This is a genomic window from Shinella agrisoli (assembly GCF_046557955.1).
Lineage (GTDB): Bacteria > Pseudomonadota > Alphaproteobacteria > Rhizobiales > Rhizobiaceae > Shinella.
Genome location: NZ_JBJIEP010000006.1, coordinates 162,430 through 183,952 on the forward strand (window position 1 = coordinate 162,430; position 21,523 = coordinate 183,952).

Consider the following 21,523-nt stretch of genomic DNA (forward strand, 5'->3'; position numbering starts at 1 on the left):
CCGCTCTCCAAGGTCCGAACCGGATTCCTCCAACAAAAGCAGGCGAAAAGCAAGAATTGAAGTGCGCACCTCAAAATTTGCTTGCATTGAGGTGCGCACCTCAATATGACTCTGGACGTGGCCGCCAGGAGGATCGACGCGCGCCACGAGGCGGCGCGGAGGAGAACAGGCCCGCCGGGAAGTCATTCCGCGTCAGGTGCCCGCCACGGGCGTTTCAACCTTCCGATGGGGTCGGAAGGAGGGGGAGGAGGTCCCGCCATGGAATTTCGTCGTTTCAGATCACTGGCCGCTTTCGGCGCGCTTCTGGCCGCCGGCGCCGCAGGCGCCGGAAAGGCCCATGCAAACGAACTGACCTTGTGCTGGGCCGCCTGGGACCCGGCAAACGCGCTCGTCGAGCTCAGCAAGGACTTCGAGGCGGAGAGCGGCATCAAGATGAAGTTCGAGTTCGTGCCGTGGCCGAACTTCGCCGACCGCATGCTCAACGAGCTCAATTCCGGCGGCAGGCTGTGCGATCTCATGATCGGCGACAGCCAGTGGATCGGCGGCGCGGCGGAAAACGGCCAGTACGTCAAGCTCAACGATTTCTTCGACAGGGAAGGGATCAAGATGAGCGACTTCATCCCCGCGACCGTCGTCGGCTATGCCGAATGGCCGAAGAATTCGCCGAACTACTGGGCGCTGCCCGCCTTCGGCGACGTGGTCGGCTGGAGCTACCGCAAGGACTGGTTCGCCCGTCCCGAGCTGCAGGCGCAGTTCAAGGAGAAGTACGGCCGCGACCTTGCCGTGCCGAAGACCTTCGCCGAGCTGAAGGACATCGCCGAATTCTTCCAGAAGCGGGAGATCGACGGCAAGACCGTCTACGGCGCGGCGATCTATACGGAGCGCGGTTCGGAGGGCATCACCATGGGCGTCATGGACGTGCTCTACAGCTTCGGCTTCCAGTACGAGAACCCGGACAAGCCCTATGAGCTGGAAGGCTACGTCAACTCGGCCGATGCCGTGAAGGGCCTGGAGTTCTACAAGGCGCTCTACGATTGCTGCACGCCGCCCGGCCACTCCGACGCCTACATGTCGGAGGACATCGACGCCTACAAGTCCGGCCAGGTCGCCCTGCACATGAACTTCGCCTTCACCTGGCCCGGCATCCATGCCGACGCCAATGTCGGCGGCGAGAAATCGGGCTACTTCCCGAACCCGGCGGGACCGGACGGCGCCGCCTTCGCGCAGCTCGGCGGGCAGGGCATCTCCGTGGTCGCCGCCTCGCAGAAGCAGGAGGATGCGCTCGCCTACATCAAATGGTTCGCCCAGCCGGACATCCAGCAGAAATGGTGGCAGATGGGCGGCTATTCGGCGCTGCGCAAGGTGGTCGAGGACCCGGGCTTTGCGACCAGCCAGCCCTATGCGCAGACCTTCCTCGACTCCATGGCCATCGTGAAGGACTTCTGGGCCGAGCCCTCCTATGCCTCGCTGCTGCAGGCGGCGCAGAAGCGCTTCCACGACTATGTGGTGGCCGGCCAGGGAACGGCGCAGGATGCGCTCGACGGCCTCGTCAAGGACTGGATGCAGGTCTTCGAGGACGAGGGCAAGTACTGACGCCATCGGGGATGCACGTCGCCGCGGCTCTCCTTCTCCCCCACGGGGAGAAGGGGCAGAACGGCTCCCGTATTGCGCCATGGCCGACCGTCTTCATACTCTGCCGTGTCCCGCCGCCTCCCAGCGGGCCATGGCGCGGCCGGAGCCGGGGATCTGCCCGGCTCTGCCGCCGCTCGGTGAGATATTGAGGGAACAGCAATGCTCAAATCATCCGTGGAGCGGGTCGCCGAAGCGACGCCGCCCGCCATCGCCGGCCGCATGCGGGGGCTTTCCGACCGCACGCTCGCCTGGCTGTTCGTCGCCCCGTCGATCGTGCTGCTGCTGGCGATCAACATCTTTCCGCTCATCTGGACGGTCCGGCTGAGCTTCACCAACTTCCGCGTCAACCGCCCCAATGCCGAGGTCGAGTTCATCGGCCTCAGGAACTACCTGAACATCCTGTCGGACCGGGACATCTGGCTGACCATGCAGGCGACCGCGCATTTCCTGATCTGGACGATCGTCCTCCAGGTCCTCATCGGCTTCACGCTCGCCTACCTCATCAACAAGAAGTTCCGCGGCAACGACCTGTGGACGACGATCATCGTCCTGCCGATGATGCTGAGCCCGGCGGTGGTCGGCAATTTCTGGACCTTCCTCTACCAGCCGCAGATCGGCCTCTTCAACTATGCCGTCGGCTTCCTCACGGGCACCGACCCGTCGGGCTTCTCGATGATCGGCGACGTGTCGCTCGCGCCCTGGGCCATCATCATCGTCGATACCTGGATGTGGACGCCCTTCGTCATGCTGATCTGCCTTGCGGGCCTGCGCTCCATTCCGGCGAGCATCTACGAGGCGGCCGAGTGCGACCGCGCCAGCAGGTGGCGGCAGTTCTGGACGATCACCATCCCGCTCGTCCTGCCCTTCCTGATGCTCGCCGTGCTCTTCCGCGGCATCGAGAACTTCAAGATGTTCGACCTCGTCGTGCAGCTCACCGGCGGCGGGCCGGGCTCGATCACCGAGCTCACCTCGATCAACCTGAAGCGCGAGGCCTTCGAGAAGTGGCGCACGGGCTATGCCTCCGCCTATGCCGTCATCCTCTTCGTCACGGTCTTCGGCCTCGCCTCGATCTACGTCAAGGCCCTCAACAAGGTGAAACAGCGATGAGCAGCTATTCCGTCACCGAGCCGTCCCCGCGGCAGAAATGGTTCGCCGGGATCCTCGTCGTCCTCTATGCCCTGATCACGATCCTGCCGCTCGCCTGGATCATCGCGACGAGCTTCAAGACGCCGTCGGACGCGATCGCCTATCCGCCCAAGACCCTCTTCACGCCGACGGTGGAAGGCTACGTCAACGTCTTCACGACGCGCACCCGCCTTTCGCAGGAGCAGCTGCAGGCGCTCGGCGAGCCCACGACCTGGTACGACAAGCTGGTGCGTAAGGACGGGCTCGTCATTTCCGGTCCCTCGCGCTTTGCCGAGCGCTTCACCAATTCGGTGATCATCGGCTTCGGCTCGACGGTGCTGTGCATCGTGCTCGGGACGGCGGCGGCCTACGCCTTCTCGCGCTTCAAGGTGCCGCTGAAGGACGATCTCCTGTTCTTCATCCTTTCCACGCGCATGATGCCGCCGATCGCCGTCGCCATCCCCATCTTCCTGATGTTCCGCTCGCTCGGGCTCAGCGACACGCATGCCGGCATGATCCTGCTCTATACGGCCGTGAACCTCTCGCTCTCGGTCTGGCTGCTCAAGGGCTTCATCGACGAGATCCCGGTCGAGTACGAGGAGGCGGCGCTCATCGACGGCTACACGCGCTTCCAGGCCTTCTACAAGGTCGTGCTGCCGCAGGCGGCGACGGGCATCGCCTCCACCGCGATCTTCTGCCTGATCTTCGCCTGGAACGAATACGCCTTCGCCGTGCTGTTGACATCTGGCAACGCGCAGACGGCCCCGCCCTTCATCCCCACCATCATCGGCGTGAGCGGCCAGGACTGGCCGGCCGTCGCGGCGGGCGCGACCCTCTTCCTCGTGCCGGTCATGGTCTTCACCATCCTCCTGCGCAAGCATCTCCTGCGCGGCATCACCTTCGGAGCTGTCCGCAAATGAACAGGTTCTTCAACGGATTGCTGCATCTGCGGCGCGGCGCATGGGAGATGCTGGCCTCCGTGCTCATCGCCGCCGGCGTCGTCATGCTCATGCAGCCCTTCGCCCTCGTGCTCTATTCCTGGTCCTTCCCCATAACCCTGCTGGGCACGGTGATGTTCATCGTGGTCAGCCATTTCCCGGAGTAGGCCGATGGCGCAGATCAGGATCGAGAACGTCCGCAAGGAGTTCGGCGCCTTCACGGCGGTGCGCTCCTCCACCTTCACCATCGAGGACGGCGAGTTCTTCATGCTGCTCGGGCCCTCCGGCTGCGGCAAGACGACGACGCTGCGCATGATGGCGGGCCTGGAGCTGCCGACCTCCGGCGAGATCTTCATCGACGGCGAGGAGGTCGGCATGAAGCCGGCGAGCCGGCGCGACATCGCCTTCGTCTTCCAGATGTTCGCGCTCTACCCGCACATGAACGTGCGCAGGAACATCTCCTATCCGCTGGTGAGCCAGGGCATGAAGCGCGAGGACGTCAGGGCGCGCGTGGCCGAGGTCGCCCGCATCCTCAGGATCGGGCATATCCTCGACAGGCCCGTCGGCGGGCTTTCCGGCGGCGACCGCCAGCGCGTCGCGCTCGGCCGGGCCATCGTGCGCCGGCCGAAGGCCTTCTTCATGGACGAGCCGCTCGGCGCGCTCGACGCCGAGTTCCGCGAACACATGGCCGAGGAACTGCGGGCCTTGCACGACCGCATGGGCGCGACCACCGTCTATGTGACGCACGACCAGCTCGAAGCCATGCAGATGGGCGACAAGATCGTCGTCATGAACCACGGCGTCGTCGAGCAGTTCGGCCGGCCGCAGCAGATCTACGACTGGCCGGCGACGAAGTTCGTGGCCCAGTTCATCGGCTCGCCGCCGATGAACTTCCTGGAGTTCGAGGGCATGATCGGCATCGGCGGCGACCGCGTCGATCTCGGCGGCGTGCCGGTGAAGGTGCCGGCCGCGCGGGAAGGGCGCGCCGGACGCCTGACGCTCGGCGTGCGCCCGGAGCACGTGCGGTTCAGCAGCGAGGCCGCATACAGGGGACGGGTGATCGCCGTCGAATATCTCGGCACCACGCAGATCGTGACGCTGGCGACCGGGCATGGCGAGTTGAAGGCGCGCATCCCTTCCGGCCACGGCGTGCGCGAGGACGAGCTGATCGGCCTTGACTTCGATGCGCGCACGCTTTCGCTTTTCGATGCTGAGACCGGCAAGGCGCTCGTCTCCGAGGCCAACGAGGGAGTGCTGGGACATGGCTGACGTCGTTCTCGAAAACGTGACGAAGAGCTTCGGCGGCACGGTCGCGCTCGACAATGTCTCGCTTACGGTTCCGGACGGCTCCTTCGTCGTCTTGCTCGGGCCGACGGGCGCGGGCAAGACGACGGCGCTGCGCATGGTCTCCGGCCTCGACACGCCGGACAGCGGGGAGGTCCATATCGGCGGGCGGGCGATGAAGGGGCTGCCGCCGGCCGGGCGCAATGTCGCGATGGTCTTCCAGCAATATTCGCTCTACCCGCACCTCACCGTCCGCCAGAACCTGGAGTTCCCGCTGAAATCCCCGCTCCTGAGGACGCCGCAGGAGGCGATCGACCGGAAGGTTCGGGAGGTTGCCGAGGTCCTGCAGATCGCCCACAAGCTGGACAACAGGGCGACGGCGCTGTCCGGCGGCGAAATGCAGCGCGTTTCCATCGGCCGCGCCCTCGTGCGCAACCCGCGGATCTTCCTCATGGACGAGCCGCTGAGCTCGCTCGACGCGAAGCTCAGGGCGGACCTGCGCATCGAATTGAAGCGCATCCAGGCGAAATCCGGCGCGACCCTGCTCTATGTCACCCACGACCAGATCGAGGCGATGACCATGGCGACCCATGTCGGCGTGCTGAACGAGGGCCGCCTCGTGCAGTTCGGCTCGCCGCGCGAGGTCTATGAGCGGCCGGTCAGCGTCTATGCCGCGACCCGCCTCGGCCAGCCGCGCATCAACGTGCTTCCGGCCGATCTCTTCGCCGGCGCGCCGGCGGGCGCCAAGAGCATCGGCCTCAGGCCGGAGCATATCGTGCAGGGCGAGGGGGAGGAGGCGCTGGTCAAGCGCGTCGAGCACCTCGGCGACCAGACGCGCCTGCACCTGACCTTCAAGAAGCACGACCTCGTCACCGTCACGGATGCGCACACGCCGCTGAGGGGCGGCGAAGCCATCCGGATCCAACCGTCAAGGCCGCTCTATTTCGACGCGGCGGGCATGCGTTTAGCTTAAGGAGCATTCCATGGCGCAATTCATCAACAAGCGCGAAGACGTCGTCACAGAGGCGATCGACGGCGTGCTGGCCTTGTCCGGCGGCGCGCTCACCCGCCTCGACGGCTATCCGCATATCCGCGTCGTTAAGCGCAGCGACTGGGACAAGTCGAAGGTGGCGATCGTCTCCGGCGGCGGCTCCGGCCACGAGCCCGCCCATGTCGGCTTCGTCGGAAAAGGCATGCTGACGGCGGCGGTGTGCGGCGACGTCTTCGCCTCGCCGAGCGTGGACGCCGTGCTCGCCGGAATCCTCGCGGTGACGGGGCCGGCCGGATGTCTCCTCATCGTCAAGAACTATACCGGCGACCGGCTCAATTTCGGCCTTGCGGCCGAGCGGGCGCGCGCCTACGGGCTGAACGTCGGCATGGTGATCGTCGGCGACGACATCGCGCTGCCGGACCTGCCGCAGGCGCGCGGCGTCGCCGGCACGCTGTTCGTGCACAAGATCGCCGGCGCGCTCGCCGAGCAGGGCGCCGACCTCGAAACGGTGACGGCGGCGGCAAGGCGCGTCATCGCCGGCACGCGCTCCATCGGCATGTCGCTCGACACCTGCCAGGTGCCGGGCTCGCCGAAGGAAGACCGCATACCGGACGGCAAGGCGGAGCTCGGCCTCGGCATCCACGGCGAGGCGGGCGTCGAGCAGGTCGACTTTGCCGGCGCGCGCACGGCCGTCGCGACCATGGTGGAGCGGCTGGCCGCCGTCATGGGCGAGGGGCCTCATGTCGCGCTCATCAACAATCTCGGCGGCGCGTCCGTGCTGGAAATGTCGGTGCTCGCCCACGACCTGCTCAACTCGTCCTTCAAGGGCAGGATCACCCATGCGATCGGCCCGGCGCCGCTGATGACCTCGCTCGACATGCAGGGCTTCTCCGTCTCGGTCTTTCCGGCGGACGCGCGCGAGCTCGAGCTGCTGAAGGCGCCGGTCGCGATCGCCGCCTGGCCGGGGGTCTCGGAGGTCCGGCCGATCGCCGTCTCGGCGCTGCCGGACGGCCTGACGCCGATCACCCCGATGCCCTCCGACCATGCGGGAACCCGCGCGTTCCTGAGCGATTGCTGCAACGTGCTGATCGCCGCCGAGCAGGATCTCAACGCCCTCGACGCGAAATCGGGCGACGGCGACACGGGCTCGACGCTGGCCGGCGCCGCCCGCGCGCTGATCAGCGCGATGGACCGCCTGCCGCTGTCGGACCACACCCAGCTCCTGCGCGCCATCGGCCAGGAACTGAGCCAGACGATGGGCGGATCGTCGGGCGTGCTGCTCGCCATCTTCTTCGCCGCCGCCGGCGACGGGGCGTCGAGCGGGCTGCCGATGCGCGAGGCGCTCCGGGCGGGGCTTGCCCGCATGCAGGAGATCGGCGGCGCGCGGGTCGGCGACCGGACGATGGTCGACGCGCTTTCGCCGGCCCTCGACGCGCTCGGCGAAAGCATGGCCGCGGCCGCGGCGGCGGCGCGCAAGGGAGCGGACTTCACCTCGACCCTGACCCGCGCCAAGGCCGGCCGCGCCGCTTATATCAATGCCCGGCAGCTCGAGGGCCATGTCGATCCCGGCGCCGAGGCGGTCGCACGGCTCTTCGAGCATCTGGCGGCCTGACCGGCCCTTCCGGCCGCGTCAGTCCAGGGTGTCGCGTGAGATCGGTTCGACCTGCATGGAGTCCTCGCCGCGGTGGAAGGCGATGGCGAGGCGGAAGGAATGGGCGATGCGCAGCGCCCGGTCGAGGAAGAGGTCGGCCACCTCCGGCGGGCAGAGCCGCTCGACGGTCGTGCGGAAGAGGGAAAGCCAGCGCCGGAAGTGGGCCTCGCCGAGCTGCGGCATGGCAAGGTGCGGCGGCAGCGGACGGCCCTCGTAGCGATCGGTGCGCAGCAGCGTCGCGGACCAGAAGTCGCACATCCTGGCAAGGTGCGCCGGCCACTTCTCCGGCGCGATGACGCCGTTGAAGATGGGGCCGAGCAGGTCGTCCTTGCGGATCTCGTCGTAGAAGCCGTGCACGACGGCACGGACCATCGCCTCGTCGAGCACGTCCGGCAGCGGCTTGCCGTCGATGACGACGGTGCGCCTGGGGGCGGGGCGGCCTCTCATCGGGACGCCTCCCTGCCGGGCAGGGTGAGGCCTGCCACATGGCGTTTCGAAACGGTCGATGCCGGTGCCATCATGCTTTCCCTTCGCGCCTTACGCCGCCGCGGCGCCGATGCCGAGCAGCGGGCCCAGCGTGGCCCTGTTCCGCACGATGTCGGCGAGCGTGTACTTGTCGAGAACCGCCAGGAAGGCGCCGAGCGCCTCGTGCAGCATGCCCTTGAGCCGGCAGGCCGGCGAGATCGCGCAGGGCCGCCCCTGCGCCTGCATGCACTCGGCCAGGGAGAATTCCTCCTCCGTCGCCCTGATCAGCGCGCCGATGGCGATCTCTCCCGGCGCCTTTGCCAGGCGGATGCCCCCGGTGCGGCCGCGGGTCGTCTCGACGAGGCCGAGGTCGCGCAGCGTCTGCGCCACCTTGAGGAGGTGGTTGCGCGAAAGCCCGTAGGCCTCCGCCACGTCGTTGACCGTGCATGCCCCGTCCGGCCGCGCCGCGGCGTAGATCAGCATGCGCAGGGCGTAGTCGGTGTGAAGCGTCATCCGCATCCGCAGCTCCCCAGGGCCTCGCAGGCCGCGCGATCGTGTGATAAGAGGTATCCCGGATGCCACTTTTACCGTATGGGTTCCCGTCGCGAAAGTGCAATAGCGTCGCAGGCGGGGATGCCGGTTCCGCGTCAGAATAGTTCTGCCGGAGCGGCGATTATTGACAATATTACTCAAGCTTTAATTTAGAATATAAAAAATATTGCGCTGCATTATCGTTAATTCTGAATATATCGTTATATATTTCTGAATATAATCAAGATTGACATTACGCAAGTATATTCATGACAGTAAAAGTATAGTTTATTCTGCTTTATTTTCGAGACCATCATGTTAGTATCCCTGCGATATTTGCGTCGTAGCGAGGAATTGTGCCTTGTCGGAACTGTTGACGGAACAGGCGGATTCCCCTTCGCCGGGCTCGCGCCGACGCCGGGAGCTGATCAAGTTTCTGGTGCTCGCCTTCGGCATCTGGCCCATCGTCGCCGTCGGGGTCGTCGGCGGCTACGGCTTCCTCGTTTGGATGTTCCAGATCCTCTACGGGCCGCCGGGCCCGCCCGGTCATTGAGGGCGGCGCGATGCGGCAGCAGGCATTGTCCAGACGGGACTTCCTGAGGGGAAGCAGGCGGAGCAGGCCCGTCCGCATCCGGCCGCCCGGCGTCATGGAGGCCTCGCTCGCCTCCTGCACCGGCTGCGGCGAATGCGTCGCAAGCTGTCCGTCCGGCATCGTCGGCCTCATGGACGGCCTTCCGGCGCTCGACTTCGCGCCCGGTAAATGCACGTTCTGCGGCGCCTGCGCGGAGCACTGTCCGGAGCCGGTGTTCGCCGATGGCGCCGCCGGCCGTTTCGACCATATCGTCACCATCGCCGCATCCTGCCTGCCGTTCCGGCATGTCGACTGTCAGGCCTGCCGGGACGCCTGCCCCGCGGGCGCGATCCGCTTCCGCCCGGTGCGCGGGGGTCCTTTTGTGCCGGACCTCGACGCGCAGGCCTGCACGGGCTGCGGCGCCTGCATCTCCGTCTGTCCCGTCGGCGCGGTCGCGACCGCGCCCGTCAGCGCGGAGGCCGCCCATGCCTGACGGGCGGCATCATATTTCGAGCGCGGTGGTCGCCGTCAGGCCCGGCGGCCTTGACGGCGTGATCGCGGCCCTTGCGGACTTCGGCAATGTCGAGGTGCACGGCGCCGACAAGGGCAAGATCGTCGTCGTCATCGAGGGGCCGAGTACCGGCGTGCTCGGGGATACGCTGATGCGCATCTCCGCCCTCGACGGCGTGATCGCCGCGAACATGGTTTTCGAACAGGTGTATACGGAAGAGGACGAGGCTGATGGGCAGCGAACTGACGCGGCGTGACATCCTGAAGGCGCAGGCGGCGGGCGTCGCGGCGGCGGCGGCCGGCATTGCGCTTCCCGCCGCCGCCCAGCCCGTGCCGGGCGGGGTGAGCGCGCTGGAGATCAAGTGGGACAAGGCGCCCTGCCGCTTCTGCGGCACCGGCTGCGGCGTCATGGTGGGCGTCAAGGAGGGCAAGGTCGTCGCCACCCACGGCGACATGCAGGCGGAGGTCAACCGCGGCCTCAACTGCATCAAGGGCTACTTCCTGTCGAAGATCATGTACGGCGCCGACCGCCTGACGACGCCGCTCCTGCGCAAGCGCGGCGGCGTCTACGCCAAGGACGGCGAGTTCGAGCCCGTCACCTGGGAAGAGGCCTTCGACGTGATGGCCGAGCAGGCCAAGAAGGTGCTGAAGGAGAAGGGCCCGACCGCCGTCGGCATGTTCGGCTCCGGCCAGTGGACGGTCTTCGAGGGCTATGCCGCGACCAAGCTGATGCGCGCCGGCTTCCGCTCGAACAATCTCGATCCGAACGCCCGCCACTGCATGGCCTCGGCCGCCGTCGCCTTCATGCGCACCTTCGGCATGGACGAGCCGATGGGCTGCTACGACGACTTCGAGCATGCCGACGCCTTCGTGCTGTGGGGCTCGAACATGGCGGAGATGCACCCGATCCTGTGGACGCGCATCGCCGACCGGCGGCTCGGCAACGAAGATGTGCGCGTGGCGGTACTCTCCACCTTCACCCACCGCAGCATGGATCTCGCCGACATCCCGATGGTCTTCAAGCCGGGCACGGACCTCGTCATCCTCAACTACATCGCCAACCACATCATCCAGTCCGGCCGGGTGAACGAGGATTTCGTCAAGAACCACACGAAGTTCGTGCGCGGCGTCACCGACATCGGCTATGGCCTGAGGCCCGACGATCCTGTCGAGGTCAACGCGGCCAACTCGGCGGATCCCGGCAAGACGGAGCCGATCGATTTCGAGGCCTTCAAGGCCTTCGTCGCCGAGTACACGCTGGAAAAGACGGTCGAGATGACCGGGGTGGAAGCCGGCTTCCTCAAGCAGCTCGCCGAGCTCTACGCCGATCCGGACCGCAAGGTCATGTCGCTGTGGACCATGGGCTTCAACCAGCATGTGCGCGGCGTCTGGGCGAACCAGATGGTCTACAACCTGCATCTCCTGACGGGCAAGATCTCCGAGCCCGGCAACAGCCCGTTCTCGCTGACCGGCCAGCCGTCGGCCTGCGGCACGGCGCGCGAGGTCGGCACCTTCGCCCACCGCCTGCCGGCCGACATGGTGGTGACGAACCCCGAGCACCGCAGGCATGCCGAGGAGATCTGGCGCATCCCCCACGGCATCATCCCGGAAAAGCCCGGCTACCATGCGGTCCAGCAGGACCGCATGCTGAGGGACGGCAAGCTCAGCTTCTACTGGGTGCAGGTCAACAACAACGTCCAGGCCGGCCCCAACACCGCGAACGAGACCTACCGGGGCTATCGCAACCCGGAGAACTTCATCGTCGTCTCGGATGCCTACCCGACGATCACCGCGATGAGCGCCGACCTCATCCTGCCGGCCGCCATGTGGGTGGAGAAGGAGGGGGCCTACGGCAATGCCGAGCGGCGCACCCATGTCTGGCACCAGCTCGTGCAGGCGCCGGGCGAGGCGCGCTCCGATCTCTGGCAGATGGTCGAGTTCTCCAAGCGCTTCACCACGGACGAGGTCTGGCCGGCGGAGATCCTGGCCGCCAACCCCGACTACAAGGGCAAGACGCTCTACCAGGTGCTGTTTGCCGAAAGCGACGTGGCGAAATTCCCGATCGACGAGGTCAAGCCCGACTACGCCAACAACGAGGCGCAGCATTTCGGCTTCTATATCCAGAAGGGCCTCTTCGAGGAATATGCGGCCTTCGGCCGCGGCCACGGCCACGACCTTGCGCCCTACGACACCTATCACGAGGTGCGCGGCCTTCGCTGGCCGGTCGTCGACGGCAAGGAGACGCTCTGGCGCTACCGCGAGGGATACGATCCCTATGTGAAGCCCGGCGAAGGAGTGAAGTTCTACGGCAACACGGACGGCAAGGCGGCGATCATCGCCGTGCCCTACGAGCCGCCGGCCGAATCCCCGGACGACGAATACGACGTCTGGCTGGTCACCGGCCGCGTGCTGGAGCACTGGCATTCCGGCTCGATGACCATGCGCGTTCCCGAGCTCTACAAGGCGTTCCCCGGCGCGCGCTGCTTCATGAACGCGGACGACGCCCGCAAGCGCGGCCTCAACCAGGGATCGGAGATCCGCATCATCTCGCGGCGCGGCGAGATCCGCTCGCGCGTCGAGACGCGCGGGCGCAACCGCATGCCGCCCGGCGTGATCTTCGTGCCCTGGTTCGATGCCAGCCAGCTCATCAACAAGGTCACGCTCGACGCCACCGACCCCATCTCGAAACAGACGGATTTCAAGAAATGCGCAGTCAAGATCGAGCCCGTCGCCTGACCCCTTCCCCGAAGTGGATCCTGGCTGCCGTCGGCGCAGCCGTCATCGCCACCGGCGCCATGGCGCAGATGGTGCCCGAGCTCTCCGGCCCGGACGGCGACAGGATGCAGACCCTGCCGGCCGATCCGCTGCCGAAATGGGTCATCGACGACATCCGCCGCATGCGCGCCTATCCCGAGCAGCCGCCGGTCATCCCCCATTCGATCGACGGCTACCAGCTTTCGGTCAACGCCAACCGCTGTCTTTCCTGCCACAAGCGCGAATTCTCGCAGGATGCCGGCGCGCCGATGATCAGCATCACGCACTACATGACCCGCGAGGGGCAGATGCTCGCCGACGTCTCGCCGCGCCGCTACTTCTGCACGGCCTGCCACGTGCCGCAGGCCGACCACAAGCCGCTCGTCGAGAACACCTTCAAGGACATGAGCGAGATGGGCGTCACGAAGGCGGGAAGCGAGTGATGACGGGGCGCATCAAGGCAATCCTCGCCTGGGTCTGGACCGTGCTGACCATGCCGGCGGCAACGCTGAGCCTCGCCTTCCTGACGCTCGGCGGCTTCATCGGCGGCGTGATGTTCTGGGGCGCCTTCAACACGGCGCTGGAGCTGACGAACACCGAGACATTCTGCACCTCGTGCCATGAGATGAAGGACAACGTCTACCAGGAACTGACCAACACGGTGCATTTCACCAACCGCTCCGGCGTGCGCGCCTCCTGTCCGGATTGCCACGTGCCGCATGAATGGACCGACAAGATCGCCCGCAAGATGCAGGCCTCGAAGGAGGTCTGGGGCAAGATCTTCGGCACGATCAGCACGCGCGAGAAGTTCCTCGACAAGCGGCTCGAGCTCGCCCAGCACGAATGGGCGCGGCTGAAGGCGAACGACAGCCTGGAATGCCGCAACTGCCACTCTTCCGTAGCGATGGACTTCAGCAAGCAGACCCGGCGCGCCGCCGACATCCACTCCAGGTACCTCCTGACCGGCAGGGCGACCTGCATCGATTGCCACAAGGGCATCGCGCACGAGCTTCCCAGCATGGAAGGGATCGATCCCGGCTGGAAGATGCCGAAGGAGCTCGAAGGCGAGCAGTTGCCCGCCGCCTCGAACGACGCCATCGGCGATCTTCGCAGGGCCGTCGCCAGCGCGCACGGCGCGGTCACGTTCTGAAGGAAAGGATGCCGCCGTGGACCGGCCGTCAGCCGGCAACCTCTCTGAGGCCGTGCAGGGCGTCCTGCACGTCGCGGCGTTCCCCGGCCGATTCCGGGTAGACGGCATAGGCCGGGTAGGGGAATTCCGGCGCGCCTTCCACCCGTTCGAGCTCTCCGCCGTCGAGATAGGGCGCGACCGTTCCCTTGCGGAAATAGCCCATGCCGCCGGCGCGCAGGATATAGTGGAGGGCAAGGGGTCCGAAGCCCACCTGGAGCGCCGGCTCGGCAAAGCCGTGCTGCCCGGCGAACGGCGCGCCCCAATCGACGTGGACATAGTCCGACTCGCCGCTCTCTCCGGGACCGGGCGCCTTGCGCACCAGCACCAGATGCTCCTCCTCCAGCAGTTCGATCCTGAAGCCGGGCATCAGCTTGGGCGCGTAGAGCACCGCGACGTCCAGCACGCCCGTGCGCAGCTGTTCGAGCAACTGGTCGGGAAGGCCGACCTGCGCGTGGATGGCGATTTGCGGGCATTGCCGCTTCATCCACACCAGCCAGTCGAGCATGAGCGGGTTCCACAGGCTCATTTCCCCGCCGACCGCCACGAGGCTGGTGCGGCCCGGCGGCACGGTGAGCCGCTGGCGCGCCCGCTCCCACACCTGGACGAAGGCCTGCGCGAAACGCTCGAACTCCCGGCCGGCCGCCGTCAGCGCCGCGCCGTTGCGCGTGCGCACGAAGAGCTTGCGCCCGAGCGCCTCCTCCAGCGTGCGGATGCGCGCGCTGACCGTCGTCTGGGTGATGTGCAGCCGTTCGGAGGCCTTGAGGAAACTGCCGGTATGGACGATCTCAAGGAAGGTGCGGGCCCGGTCGATATCCATGGCTTTCCCCGTTCAGTGCAATTCTTTTGCTTTCATAACCTATTCGATCCCGTTTGCCTCTGTCTTTCCCGCCGCCGTTGCCGACCTCCTCGCCCGCGGGGAGGCTCGCCGCGGGCAGGCGCCGCCATGCATGCCGGATCAATATGATTCATCAGTCAATTAGCAATTCCATCGGCAGGCGGAACGAAAAGGAAATGGTTCCGAAAGGGGATTGTTTTTGGCCGTGATATCGTGATTGAATTTTGAAAACGGCCCCGGCGCATCGATCCGCGCCGGGGCCTGAAGGACAAACCATTGGAAACGGGGAACTGGAATGAACAGGGAAAAGATCAACACGCGCATTCGTCCGTTGCTCGCCGGCGCCGCCTTCTCGCTGCTGCTCGTTGCCGGCGGCGCTGCGCCGGCCTTCGCCGAGACGCCGGCCGATACGCTCGTCCAGGCCTGGGCGATCGACGACACGATCACCCTCGACCCGGCCGAATCCTTCGAGCTGAGCCCGGCCGAGTTCATCGGCAACGCCTATGACATGCTGGTGCGCCTCGACATCGACGACACGACCAAGGTCAAGGGCGGCATCGCCGACAGCTGGACCGTCTCCGACGACGGCCTCACCTATACGTTCAAGCTGAAGCCGGGCATCAAGTTCGCCTCCGGCAATCCGATCACCGCCGAGGATGTCGCCTGGTCCTTCGAGCGGGCCGTCAAGCTCGACAAGAGCCCCGCCTTCATCCTCACCCAGTTCGGCCTCAACGGCGACAACGTGACCGAAAAGGCCAAGGCCGTGGACGAGACCACCTTCGTCTTCACCGTCGACAAGGCCTATGCGCCGAGCTTCGTCCTCAACTGCCTCACCGCCACCGTCGGCGCCGTGCTCGACAAGAAGCTGGTGATGGAGCATGCCGAGCCCACCACGCCGAGCGAGGAATACAAGTACGACACCGATTTCGGCTATGCGTGGATGAAGACCAACTATGCCGGCTCCGGCCCCTTCAAGATCCGCGACTGGCGCGCCAACGAAATCCTCGTTCTGGAGCGCAACGACAATTACTACGGCGAGAAGCCGGCGCTCAACCGCGTCATCTACCGCCACGTCAAGGAAAGCGCGACCCAGCGCCTGATGCTGGAGGCCGGCGACGTGGACGTCGCCCGCAACCTGGAGCCGGGCGATCTCGAGGCCGTTTCCAAGAACGCGGACCTTGCGACGACCAGCGCCCCCAAGGGCACGGTCTACTACATCAGCCTCAACCAGAAGAACGAGAACCTCGCCAAGCCAGAGGTCCGCGAGGCCTTCAAGTATCTCGTCGACTACGACGCCATCGGCTCGACGCTCATCAAGGGCATCGGCGAGATCCGCCAGACCTACCAGGCCAAGGGCGTGCTCGGCGCGCTGGATGCGAACCCCTACACGTTCGACGTCGCCAAGGCCAAGGAACTCCTGGAGAAGGCGGGCCTCAAGGACGGCTTCTCCGTCACCTTCGACGTGCGCAACACGCAGCCGGTGACCGGTATTGCCGAATCCTTCCAGCAGACCGCCGGCCAGGCCGGCGTGAAGGTCGAGATCATCCCCGGCGACGGCAAGCAGACGCTGACCAAGTACCGCGCCCGCAACCACGACATGTATATCGGCCAGTGGGGCATGGACTACTGGGATCCGAACTCGAATGCGGAAGCCTTCACCTCGAACCCGGACAACGGCGACGACGCGTCGGTCAAGACGCTCGCCTGGCGCAATGCCTGGGAGATCCCGACGCTGACGGAGCAGGTGAAGGCCGCCCTCCTGGAACGCGACGCGGACAAGCGCGCCGAGATGTACAGGAAGCTCCAGCAGGAGGCGCTGGACACCAGCCCCTTCGTCATGATCTTCCAGCAGATCGAGGTCGCGGGCGTGCGCGGCAACGTGAAGGGCTACAGGCTGGGGCCGAGCTTCGATTCCAACCCGCTCGCGCCCGTTTCCAAGGAATAGGCCGGAAGGACCGCGTCCTTGACTATGACTGAAACGCCAGGGCCGGCAAGGCGCGCCAACCGGCGCGCCCATGCGCGGCTGAAGTCGGCCGCCGGCTTCCTGGTGGTCGTCGCGACCACCTATCTCGGCCTCATCGCCGTCACCTTCTTCATCGGCCGCGTCGTGCCGATCGACCCGGTGCTGGCGATCGTCGGCGACCGCGCGCCTGCGCATGTCGTCGCGCGCGTGCGGCAGGAAATGGGCCTCGACCTGCCCTATTACCAGCAGTTCTGGCTCTACATGAAGGGCGTTCTCCAGGGCGATTTCGGCACATCGGTCCTGACGACCAATCCCGTGATGGCCGACATCCGCCGCGTCTTCCCCGCCACCATGGAGCTTGCCACCGTCGGCACCGTCATCGGCGCCGCGCTCGGCATTCCACTCGGCGTGCTCGCGGCCGTCAGGCGCGGCAGCATCGCCGACCAGGTGGTGCGCATCGTCGGCCTCATCGGCTATTCGGTGCCGATCTTCTGGCTCGGGCTTCTCGCGCTCCTCGTCTTCTATGCCCGCCTCGGCTGGACCTCCGGCCCCGGCCGCATCGACGTGGTGTTCGAATACACCTTCATGCCCGTCACCGGCTTCTTCCTTATCGACGCCGTCATCAACCGCGACTGGGCGGCCTTTCGCGACATCGTCTCGCACATCATCCTGCCCGCCTCGCTGCTCGGCTATTTCTCCATGGCCTATATCAGCCGCATGACGCGCTCCTTCATGCTCAACGAGCTCGGCCAGGAGTACATCGTCGCGGCGCGTGCGAAGGGCCTGTCGGAGACGCGCATCATCTGGCGCCATGCGCTGCGCAACGCGGCGGTGCCGCTCGTCACGGTGATCGCGCTCTCCTATGCGGGCCTGCTCGAAGGCTCGGTGCTGACGGAGACCGTCTTCGCCTGGCCGGGCCTCGGCCTCTACATCACCAATTCGCTGCAAAACGCCGACATGAACGCGGTGCTCGGCGGCACCATCGTCATCGGTTCCGTCTTCATCGCCATCAACCTTCTGTCCGACGTGCTCTACCGCATGCTCGATCCCCGAACGAGGACCCGATGAGCGAGGCCACGATGACCCGCCGCGAGTGGCTTCTGACCGACCGCCCGCAATCGCGCCTGCAAGCCCGGCTCGGCCGCGCCTATGTCGCCTGGCGCCGCTTTTCCGCCAACCGGCTCGCCGTCGTCGGCCTCCTGATCATCCTCGGCCTCGTCTTCCTCGCCGTCTTCGCGCCGCTCCTCGCCCCCCATTCGCCCTATGTCGGCGACCTTGCGAAGGCCCGCCTCATGGCGCCGGGGCCGGGGCACTGGCTCGGCACGGACGACCAGGGCCGCGACATCCTCTCGCGCCTCGTCTACGGCTCGCGCCTCACCTTGCAGGTGGTGCTCCTGGTGGCGGTCATCGCCGCGCCCATCGGCCTTCTGGTCGGCACCGTCGCCGGCTATGCCGGCGGCTGGGTGGATGCGGTGCTGATGCGCATCACCGACATCTTCCTCGCCTTCCCGAAGCTCGTCCTGGCGCTCGCCTTCGTCGCGGCGCTGGGGCCGGGCATCGGCAACGCCATCATCGCCATCGCCATCACCTCCTGGCCGCCCTATGCGCGCATCGCGCGGGCCGAGACGCTGACCGTGCGCAATTCCGACTACATCCTCGCCGTCGAGCTGATGGGCGCCTCGCCCTGGCGCATCGTGCTGCGCCACATCATGCCGCTCTGCATCTCCTCGCTCATCGTGCGCGTGACGCTCGACATGGCCGGCATCATCCTCACGGCGGCCGGCCTCGGCTTCCTCGGCCTCGGCGCGCAGCCGCCGCTTCCCGAATGGGGCGCGATGATCGCCTCCGGCCGCCGCTTCATCCTCGATCAATGGTGGGTCGCCGCCATGCCGGGCTTCGCCATCCTCATCGTCAGCCTCGGCTTCAACCTGCTCGGCGACGGCCTTCGCGATGCGCTCGACCCGCGCGGGAGCGGCCAGTGAGCGCGCTCCTTCGCGTCGAGGACCTTCGCGTCTCCTTCCCGACGCGCACGGGCGTCATCGAGGCGGTGCGGGGCGTCTCCTTCACGCTCGGCCGCGAACGCCTCGGCATCGTCGGCGAGAGCGGCTCCGGCAAGTCGCAGACCGGCCGCGCCATCATGGGCCTGACCGCCGAGCACGCCGTCATCGACGCCAGGCGGCTGGAGTTCAACGGCATCGACCTCCTCACGGCCTCGAAGGCCGAGCGGCGGGCGCTGCGCGGCAAGCGCATCGCTATGATCCTGCAGGACCCGAAATATTCGCTGAACCCGGTCATGACCATCGGCCGCCAGATCGTCGAGACGCTGCGCGCGCACGAGCCGGTCGGCAGGACGGAGGCGAAAAGGCGCGCGCTCGACATGCTCGCCGCCGTGCAGATCCGCGACCCCGAGCGCGTCTTCGGCCTCTATCCGCACGAGGTCTCCGGCGGCATGGGCCAGCGGGCGATGATCGCCATGATGCTGATCGCCGGCCCGGAGCTCCTCATCGCCGACGAGCCGACCTCGGCGCTCGACGTGACGGTGCAGCTCGACGTGCTCGCCATCCTCGACCGGCTGGTCGCCGAGCGCGGCATGGGCCTGATCTTCATCTCGCACGACCTTCGCCTCGTCTCCTCCTTCTGCGACCGCGTCATCGTCATGTATGCCGGCCGCATCGTCGAGGAGCTGCCGGCCTCCAGGCTTTCCGAAGCGCAGCATCCCTATACGCGCGGCCTCCTCAACTGCATGCCCGGGATCGGCGCCGACCGGCACCCGCTGCCCGTCCTCGACCGCAAGCCGGAGTGGAGGACATGACGCCGGCCCTCGCCATGAACGGCCTTCGCGTCGTCTACGACGACTTCGTGGCGCTCGACGAGGTCAGCCTGTCGGTCGCGCCCGGCGAATCCTTCGGCCTGGTCGGCGAATCCGGCTCCGGCAAGTCGACGCTGCTGCGCGCCGTCGCGGGCCTCGCGCCCGTTTCCGCCGGCACCATCACGGTCGACGGCAAGGCGCTCGGCGAGCGGCGCGACAAAGCGTTCTACCGCAAGGTCCAGATGGTCTTCCAGGACCCCTACGGCTCGCTGCACCCGCGCCAGACGGTCGACCGGCTGCTTCTGGAACCGCTCGCCATCCACGGCTTCGGCGATACAGAGGCCCGCATCGTGCGGGCGCTCGACGAGGTGGGGCTCGGCTCCGGCTTCCGCTTCCGCTATTCGCACCAGCTCTCCGGCGGCCAGCGCCAGCGTGTGGCGATCGCCCGCGCGCTGATCCTGGAGCCCTCCATCCTGCTGCTCGACGAGCCGACCTCGGCGCTCGACGCCTCGGTGCAGGCGGAGGTGCTGAACCTGCTCGAGCAGCTGCGCGCCGCCCGCAACCTCACCTTCGTCATGGTCAGCCACGACCTTGCCGTCGTCACCCACATGTGCGACCGGCTGATGGTGATGCGGAACGGCCGTGCGGTCGAGCAGCTCACCGCCGCCGACCTTGCCGCGCGCAGGGTGACGCAGGACTATACCCGGGGCCTGCTCGCCGCCAGTGAGGGCTTCCGGCGCGACGGCTGATCAGGCGGCCGCCGGTCCGGAAAGGCCCTTCACCGGCCGGCATACCTGTCGGCGAATTCGCCCGACTGCACGATTGCCCTGGCGATCGTCTCGCGCGTCGCCGTTCCCGCGCGCAACTGCGCGAGATAGGCGTCGCGGCCGGCGCCGTCTGCCGGGCGGCCCAGCAGGACCCGGTACAGGAGGTCGATATAGGCGCCGTCGCTCATGCCCGGCACGGCATGTTTCTGGCTGAACTCGTCCGAGGCGAGCATTCCGGCAAGCATGTCGGCCTCGCTCATGCCGTCCTGCAGCGACCGGACCCAGCCCTCGGCCTCGCTTCTGTCCGCCGCCCGGTCCAGCACCAGGCAGTAGCCGAGGCTCGCCTTGCGGAAGGCGTCGTCGGGAAGCTTGCGTATCTCCGCGATGTCGCAGGCAGGCCCGGGCCCGGTCCGCGGCGTGCGGATCGCCTGGCGCACGGCTTCGTAAGCCGGCTTGCGCGCGCCGATCTTCCAGCCGTCCTGCGCGCTGCCTTCGAGCTCCACCAGACCCATGAAGGCCTCGAAATCGGGCGCCCAGTAGGTTTCGTCGAGAAGCTCGTAGATATGGGCCTCCTCGATGCGGTAGAGGGCTTCGAGCTCCCGCAGCCGCTCCATCTGCTGCACCAGCCCTTCGGCCTGGGCCTTCGCGCCGTCCCTGCTGCCGAACGGATGGTTGAATTCCGTCACCCAGATCGGCCGGTCATATTGGGCAAGCAGCTTGAAGGCCCATTCGTAGTCGCCGCCGTACATGTGCCAGACGGAGATGTCCCAGCCGATCCCGTCGGCGCGCATGCGCTCGAACGCGCCGGTATGTCCCCATCCCGCCGTGCCCATCGCCTTGCGGATGGTGGGGTCGGCCTCGGTCATTCCCTCCGAAAGCCCGCGCAGGACCGCGCGGACCTTCGCCCACCGCGGGCCGTAGTAGTCGAGCGCGCCGACGCCCCCGGCCGGCCCCCATTCGCACGGATAGACCGTGCCGTCGTCCCGCGTCTCGCAGGGCTGGATGATGGCGAAGTTCTCCAGCTCGTTGCCGAGCTCCCACACGCGGATCTCGTCCCGGAACCGCGTCCCCAGCGTCCTTGCCAGCGTATGGGACCGTTCGTAGAGCTCGTCCTCGCTCATCGCCTTGAGGTCGACGTCGGGGGTGAGCACCGGAACGATCTTTATGCCGCGTGGCAGCGCCTCGGCGACGAGCGCTGCCAGCTTGTCCGCCGATGCCAGCCGGGAAATGTCGACGCGATAGGACCGCGCGCCGAGATCCTGCACGAGGTCCAGCTGCTGCGCGAAGGAGACCCCCGGATAGGAATTGATCGGGTGGCCGTTCACGCCCCAGACGATCTCGGCCGAAACCGGCCGGCTGCCGGCCGCCAGGAAGAGGAATGCCGCCGCCGCGAAGGCGTGCAGGAATGTCCGCGATGCGGCCTTCGCCCGGTCTCTTGACGGATATCCGTGCACAGCCTCGAAACCTCCGCTTGCCGTCATGCGATCGTCCCTGCCGGAAGCTAGCAC

22 protein-coding genes are annotated in these 21,523 nt (G+C 66.8%); 18 read left to right on the top strand and 4 right to left on the bottom strand.

Annotation, left to right across the window (positions count from 1 at the left end):
- The first annotated feature begins 258 nt into the window (after positions 1-258).
- The 7 genes from ACIIOY_RS08110 (at position 259) to ACIIOY_RS08140 (ending at position 7,582) form a co-directional block, all read left to right on the top strand.
- Complete coding sequence (locus ACIIOY_RS08110; RefSeq protein WP_411034138.1) at positions 259-1,593, top strand: ABC transporter substrate-binding protein; 1,335 nt, start codon at positions 259-261, stop codon at positions 1,591-1,593.
- A 198-nt stretch (positions 1,594-1,791) separates the two neighbouring features.
- Positions 1,792-2,739, top strand: coding sequence for a carbohydrate ABC transporter permease (locus ACIIOY_RS08115; RefSeq protein ID WP_411034139.1), 948 nt, complete (start codon positions 1,792-1,794; stop codon positions 2,737-2,739).
- Positions 2,736-3,677 carry a carbohydrate ABC transporter permease gene (locus ACIIOY_RS08120; protein WP_411034140.1) on the top strand — a complete coding sequence of 314 codons (942 nt, stop codon included), beginning with the start codon at positions 2,736-2,738 and terminating at the stop codon, positions 3,675-3,677. The genes ACIIOY_RS08115 and ACIIOY_RS08120 overlap by 4 nt, the downstream gene beginning before the upstream one ends.
- A complete protein-coding gene (locus ACIIOY_RS08125) occupies positions 3,674-3,862 on the top strand; it encodes a hypothetical protein (protein ID WP_411034141.1) in 189 nt (62 codons plus the stop codon). The genes ACIIOY_RS08120 and ACIIOY_RS08125 overlap by 4 nt, the downstream gene beginning before the upstream one ends.
- Positions 3,863-3,866: 4 nt before the next feature.
- The gene (locus ACIIOY_RS08130; protein ID WP_411034142.1) at positions 3,867-4,964 is read left to right on the top strand and encodes an ABC transporter ATP-binding protein; all 1,098 of its coding nucleotides are present in this window, start codon (positions 3,867-3,869) and stop codon (positions 4,962-4,964) included.
- On the top strand, positions 4,957-5,952 hold the full coding sequence (locus ACIIOY_RS08135; RefSeq protein WP_411034143.1) for an ABC transporter ATP-binding protein: 996 nt from the start codon (positions 4,957-4,959) through the stop codon (positions 5,950-5,952). The genes ACIIOY_RS08130 and ACIIOY_RS08135 overlap by 8 nt, the downstream gene beginning before the upstream one ends.
- A gap of 10 nt (positions 5,953-5,962) precedes the next feature.
- Positions 5,963-7,582, top strand: coding sequence for a dihydroxyacetone kinase subunit DhaK (locus ACIIOY_RS08140; protein ID WP_411034144.1), 1,620 nt, complete (start codon positions 5,963-5,965; stop codon positions 7,580-7,582).
- 18 nt (positions 7,583-7,600) lie between these two features.
- On the opposite strand, the gene ACIIOY_RS08145 is transcribed toward ACIIOY_RS08140, so the two are convergent.
- Together ACIIOY_RS08145 and ACIIOY_RS08150 are read right to left on the bottom strand one after the other, a co-directional pair.
- Positions 7,601-8,068 carry a group III truncated hemoglobin gene (locus ACIIOY_RS08145; protein WP_411034145.1) on the bottom strand — a complete coding sequence of 156 codons (468 nt, stop codon included), beginning with the start codon at positions 8,066-8,068 and terminating at the stop codon, positions 7,601-7,603.
- A gap of 90 nt (positions 8,069-8,158) precedes the next feature.
- On the bottom strand, positions 8,159-8,605 hold the full coding sequence (locus tag ACIIOY_RS08150) for an Rrf2 family transcriptional regulator (RefSeq protein ID WP_411034146.1): 447 nt from the start codon (positions 8,603-8,605) through the stop codon (positions 8,159-8,161).
- A gap of 382 nt (positions 8,606-8,987) precedes the next feature.
- Here ACIIOY_RS08150 and napE point away from each other — a divergent pair, with 382 nt between their 5' ends.
- Genes napE through ACIIOY_RS08180 form a run of 6 tightly spaced genes read left to right on the top strand, consistent with a single transcriptional unit; the run spans position 8,988 to position 13,602 of the window.
- Complete coding sequence (gene napE / locus ACIIOY_RS08155; RefSeq protein WP_411034281.1) at positions 8,988-9,170, top strand: periplasmic nitrate reductase, NapE protein; 183 nt, start codon at positions 8,988-8,990, stop codon at positions 9,168-9,170.
- A 10-nt stretch (positions 9,171-9,180) separates the two neighbouring features.
- Positions 9,181-9,681, top strand: coding sequence for a ferredoxin-type protein NapF (napF, locus tag ACIIOY_RS08160; protein ID WP_411034147.1), 501 nt, complete (start codon positions 9,181-9,183; stop codon positions 9,679-9,681).
- Complete coding sequence (locus ACIIOY_RS08165; RefSeq protein WP_411034148.1) at positions 9,674-9,955, top strand: chaperone NapD; 282 nt, start codon at positions 9,674-9,676, stop codon at positions 9,953-9,955. The genes napF and ACIIOY_RS08165 overlap by 8 nt, the downstream gene beginning before the upstream one ends.
- On the top strand, positions 9,930-12,434 hold the full coding sequence (gene napA, locus ACIIOY_RS08170; RefSeq protein ID WP_411034149.1) for a periplasmic nitrate reductase subunit alpha: 2,505 nt from the start codon (positions 9,930-9,932) through the stop codon (positions 12,432-12,434). Before ACIIOY_RS08165 ends, napA begins: the two co-directional genes overlap by 26 nt.
- Positions 12,404-12,895: a nitrate reductase cytochrome c-type subunit gene (locus ACIIOY_RS08175; protein ID WP_411034150.1), complete on the top strand. Its 492-nt coding sequence runs from the start codon at positions 12,404-12,406 to the stop codon at positions 12,893-12,895. Before napA ends, ACIIOY_RS08175 begins: the two co-directional genes overlap by 31 nt.
- Positions 12,895-13,602: a cytochrome c3 family protein gene (locus ACIIOY_RS08180; protein ID WP_411034151.1), complete on the top strand. Its 708-nt coding sequence runs from the start codon at positions 12,895-12,897 to the stop codon at positions 13,600-13,602. Before ACIIOY_RS08175 ends, ACIIOY_RS08180 begins: the two co-directional genes overlap by 1 nt.
- Before the next feature lie 28 nt (positions 13,603-13,630).
- On the opposite strand, the gene ACIIOY_RS08185 is transcribed toward ACIIOY_RS08180, so the two are convergent.
- Positions 13,631-14,458 carry a LysR family transcriptional regulator gene (locus tag ACIIOY_RS08185; RefSeq protein ID WP_411034152.1) on the bottom strand — a complete coding sequence of 276 codons (828 nt, stop codon included), beginning with the start codon at positions 14,456-14,458 and terminating at the stop codon, positions 13,631-13,633.
- A 313-nt stretch (positions 14,459-14,771) separates the two neighbouring features.
- Between ACIIOY_RS08185 and ACIIOY_RS08190 the strand changes: the two genes are divergently transcribed.
- Genes ACIIOY_RS08190 through ACIIOY_RS08210 form a run of 5 tightly spaced genes read left to right on the top strand, consistent with a single transcriptional unit; the run spans position 14,772 to position 19,997 of the window.
- Positions 14,772-16,421, top strand: coding sequence for an ABC transporter substrate-binding protein (locus ACIIOY_RS08190; protein WP_411034153.1), 1,650 nt, complete (start codon positions 14,772-14,774; stop codon positions 16,419-16,421).
- Positions 16,422-16,445: 24 nt separating this feature from the next.
- Entirely contained in the window at positions 16,446-17,507 is a 1,062-nt protein-coding gene (locus ACIIOY_RS08195; protein WP_411034154.1) for an ABC transporter permease, read from the top strand.
- A complete protein-coding gene (gene nikC / locus ACIIOY_RS08200; protein WP_411034155.1) occupies positions 17,504-18,421 on the top strand; it encodes a nickel transporter permease in 918 nt (305 codons plus the stop codon). The genes ACIIOY_RS08195 and nikC overlap by 4 nt, the downstream gene beginning before the upstream one ends.
- Positions 18,418-19,251: an ABC transporter ATP-binding protein gene (locus tag ACIIOY_RS08205; RefSeq protein WP_411034156.1), complete on the top strand. Its 834-nt coding sequence runs from the start codon at positions 18,418-18,420 to the stop codon at positions 19,249-19,251. Before nikC ends, ACIIOY_RS08205 begins: the two co-directional genes overlap by 4 nt.
- Positions 19,248-19,997 carry an ABC transporter ATP-binding protein gene (locus ACIIOY_RS08210; protein ID WP_411034157.1) on the top strand — a complete coding sequence of 250 codons (750 nt, stop codon included), beginning with the start codon at positions 19,248-19,250 and terminating at the stop codon, positions 19,995-19,997. Before ACIIOY_RS08205 ends, ACIIOY_RS08210 begins: the two co-directional genes overlap by 4 nt.
- 29 nt (positions 19,998-20,026) lie before the next feature.
- Here ACIIOY_RS08210 and ACIIOY_RS08215 read toward each other — a convergent pair whose 3' ends face one another.
- Positions 20,027-21,496, bottom strand: coding sequence for a DUF4214 domain-containing protein (locus ACIIOY_RS08215; protein ID WP_411034158.1), 1,470 nt, complete (start codon positions 21,494-21,496; stop codon positions 20,027-20,029).
- Positions 21,497-21,523: the final 27 nt, after the last annotated feature.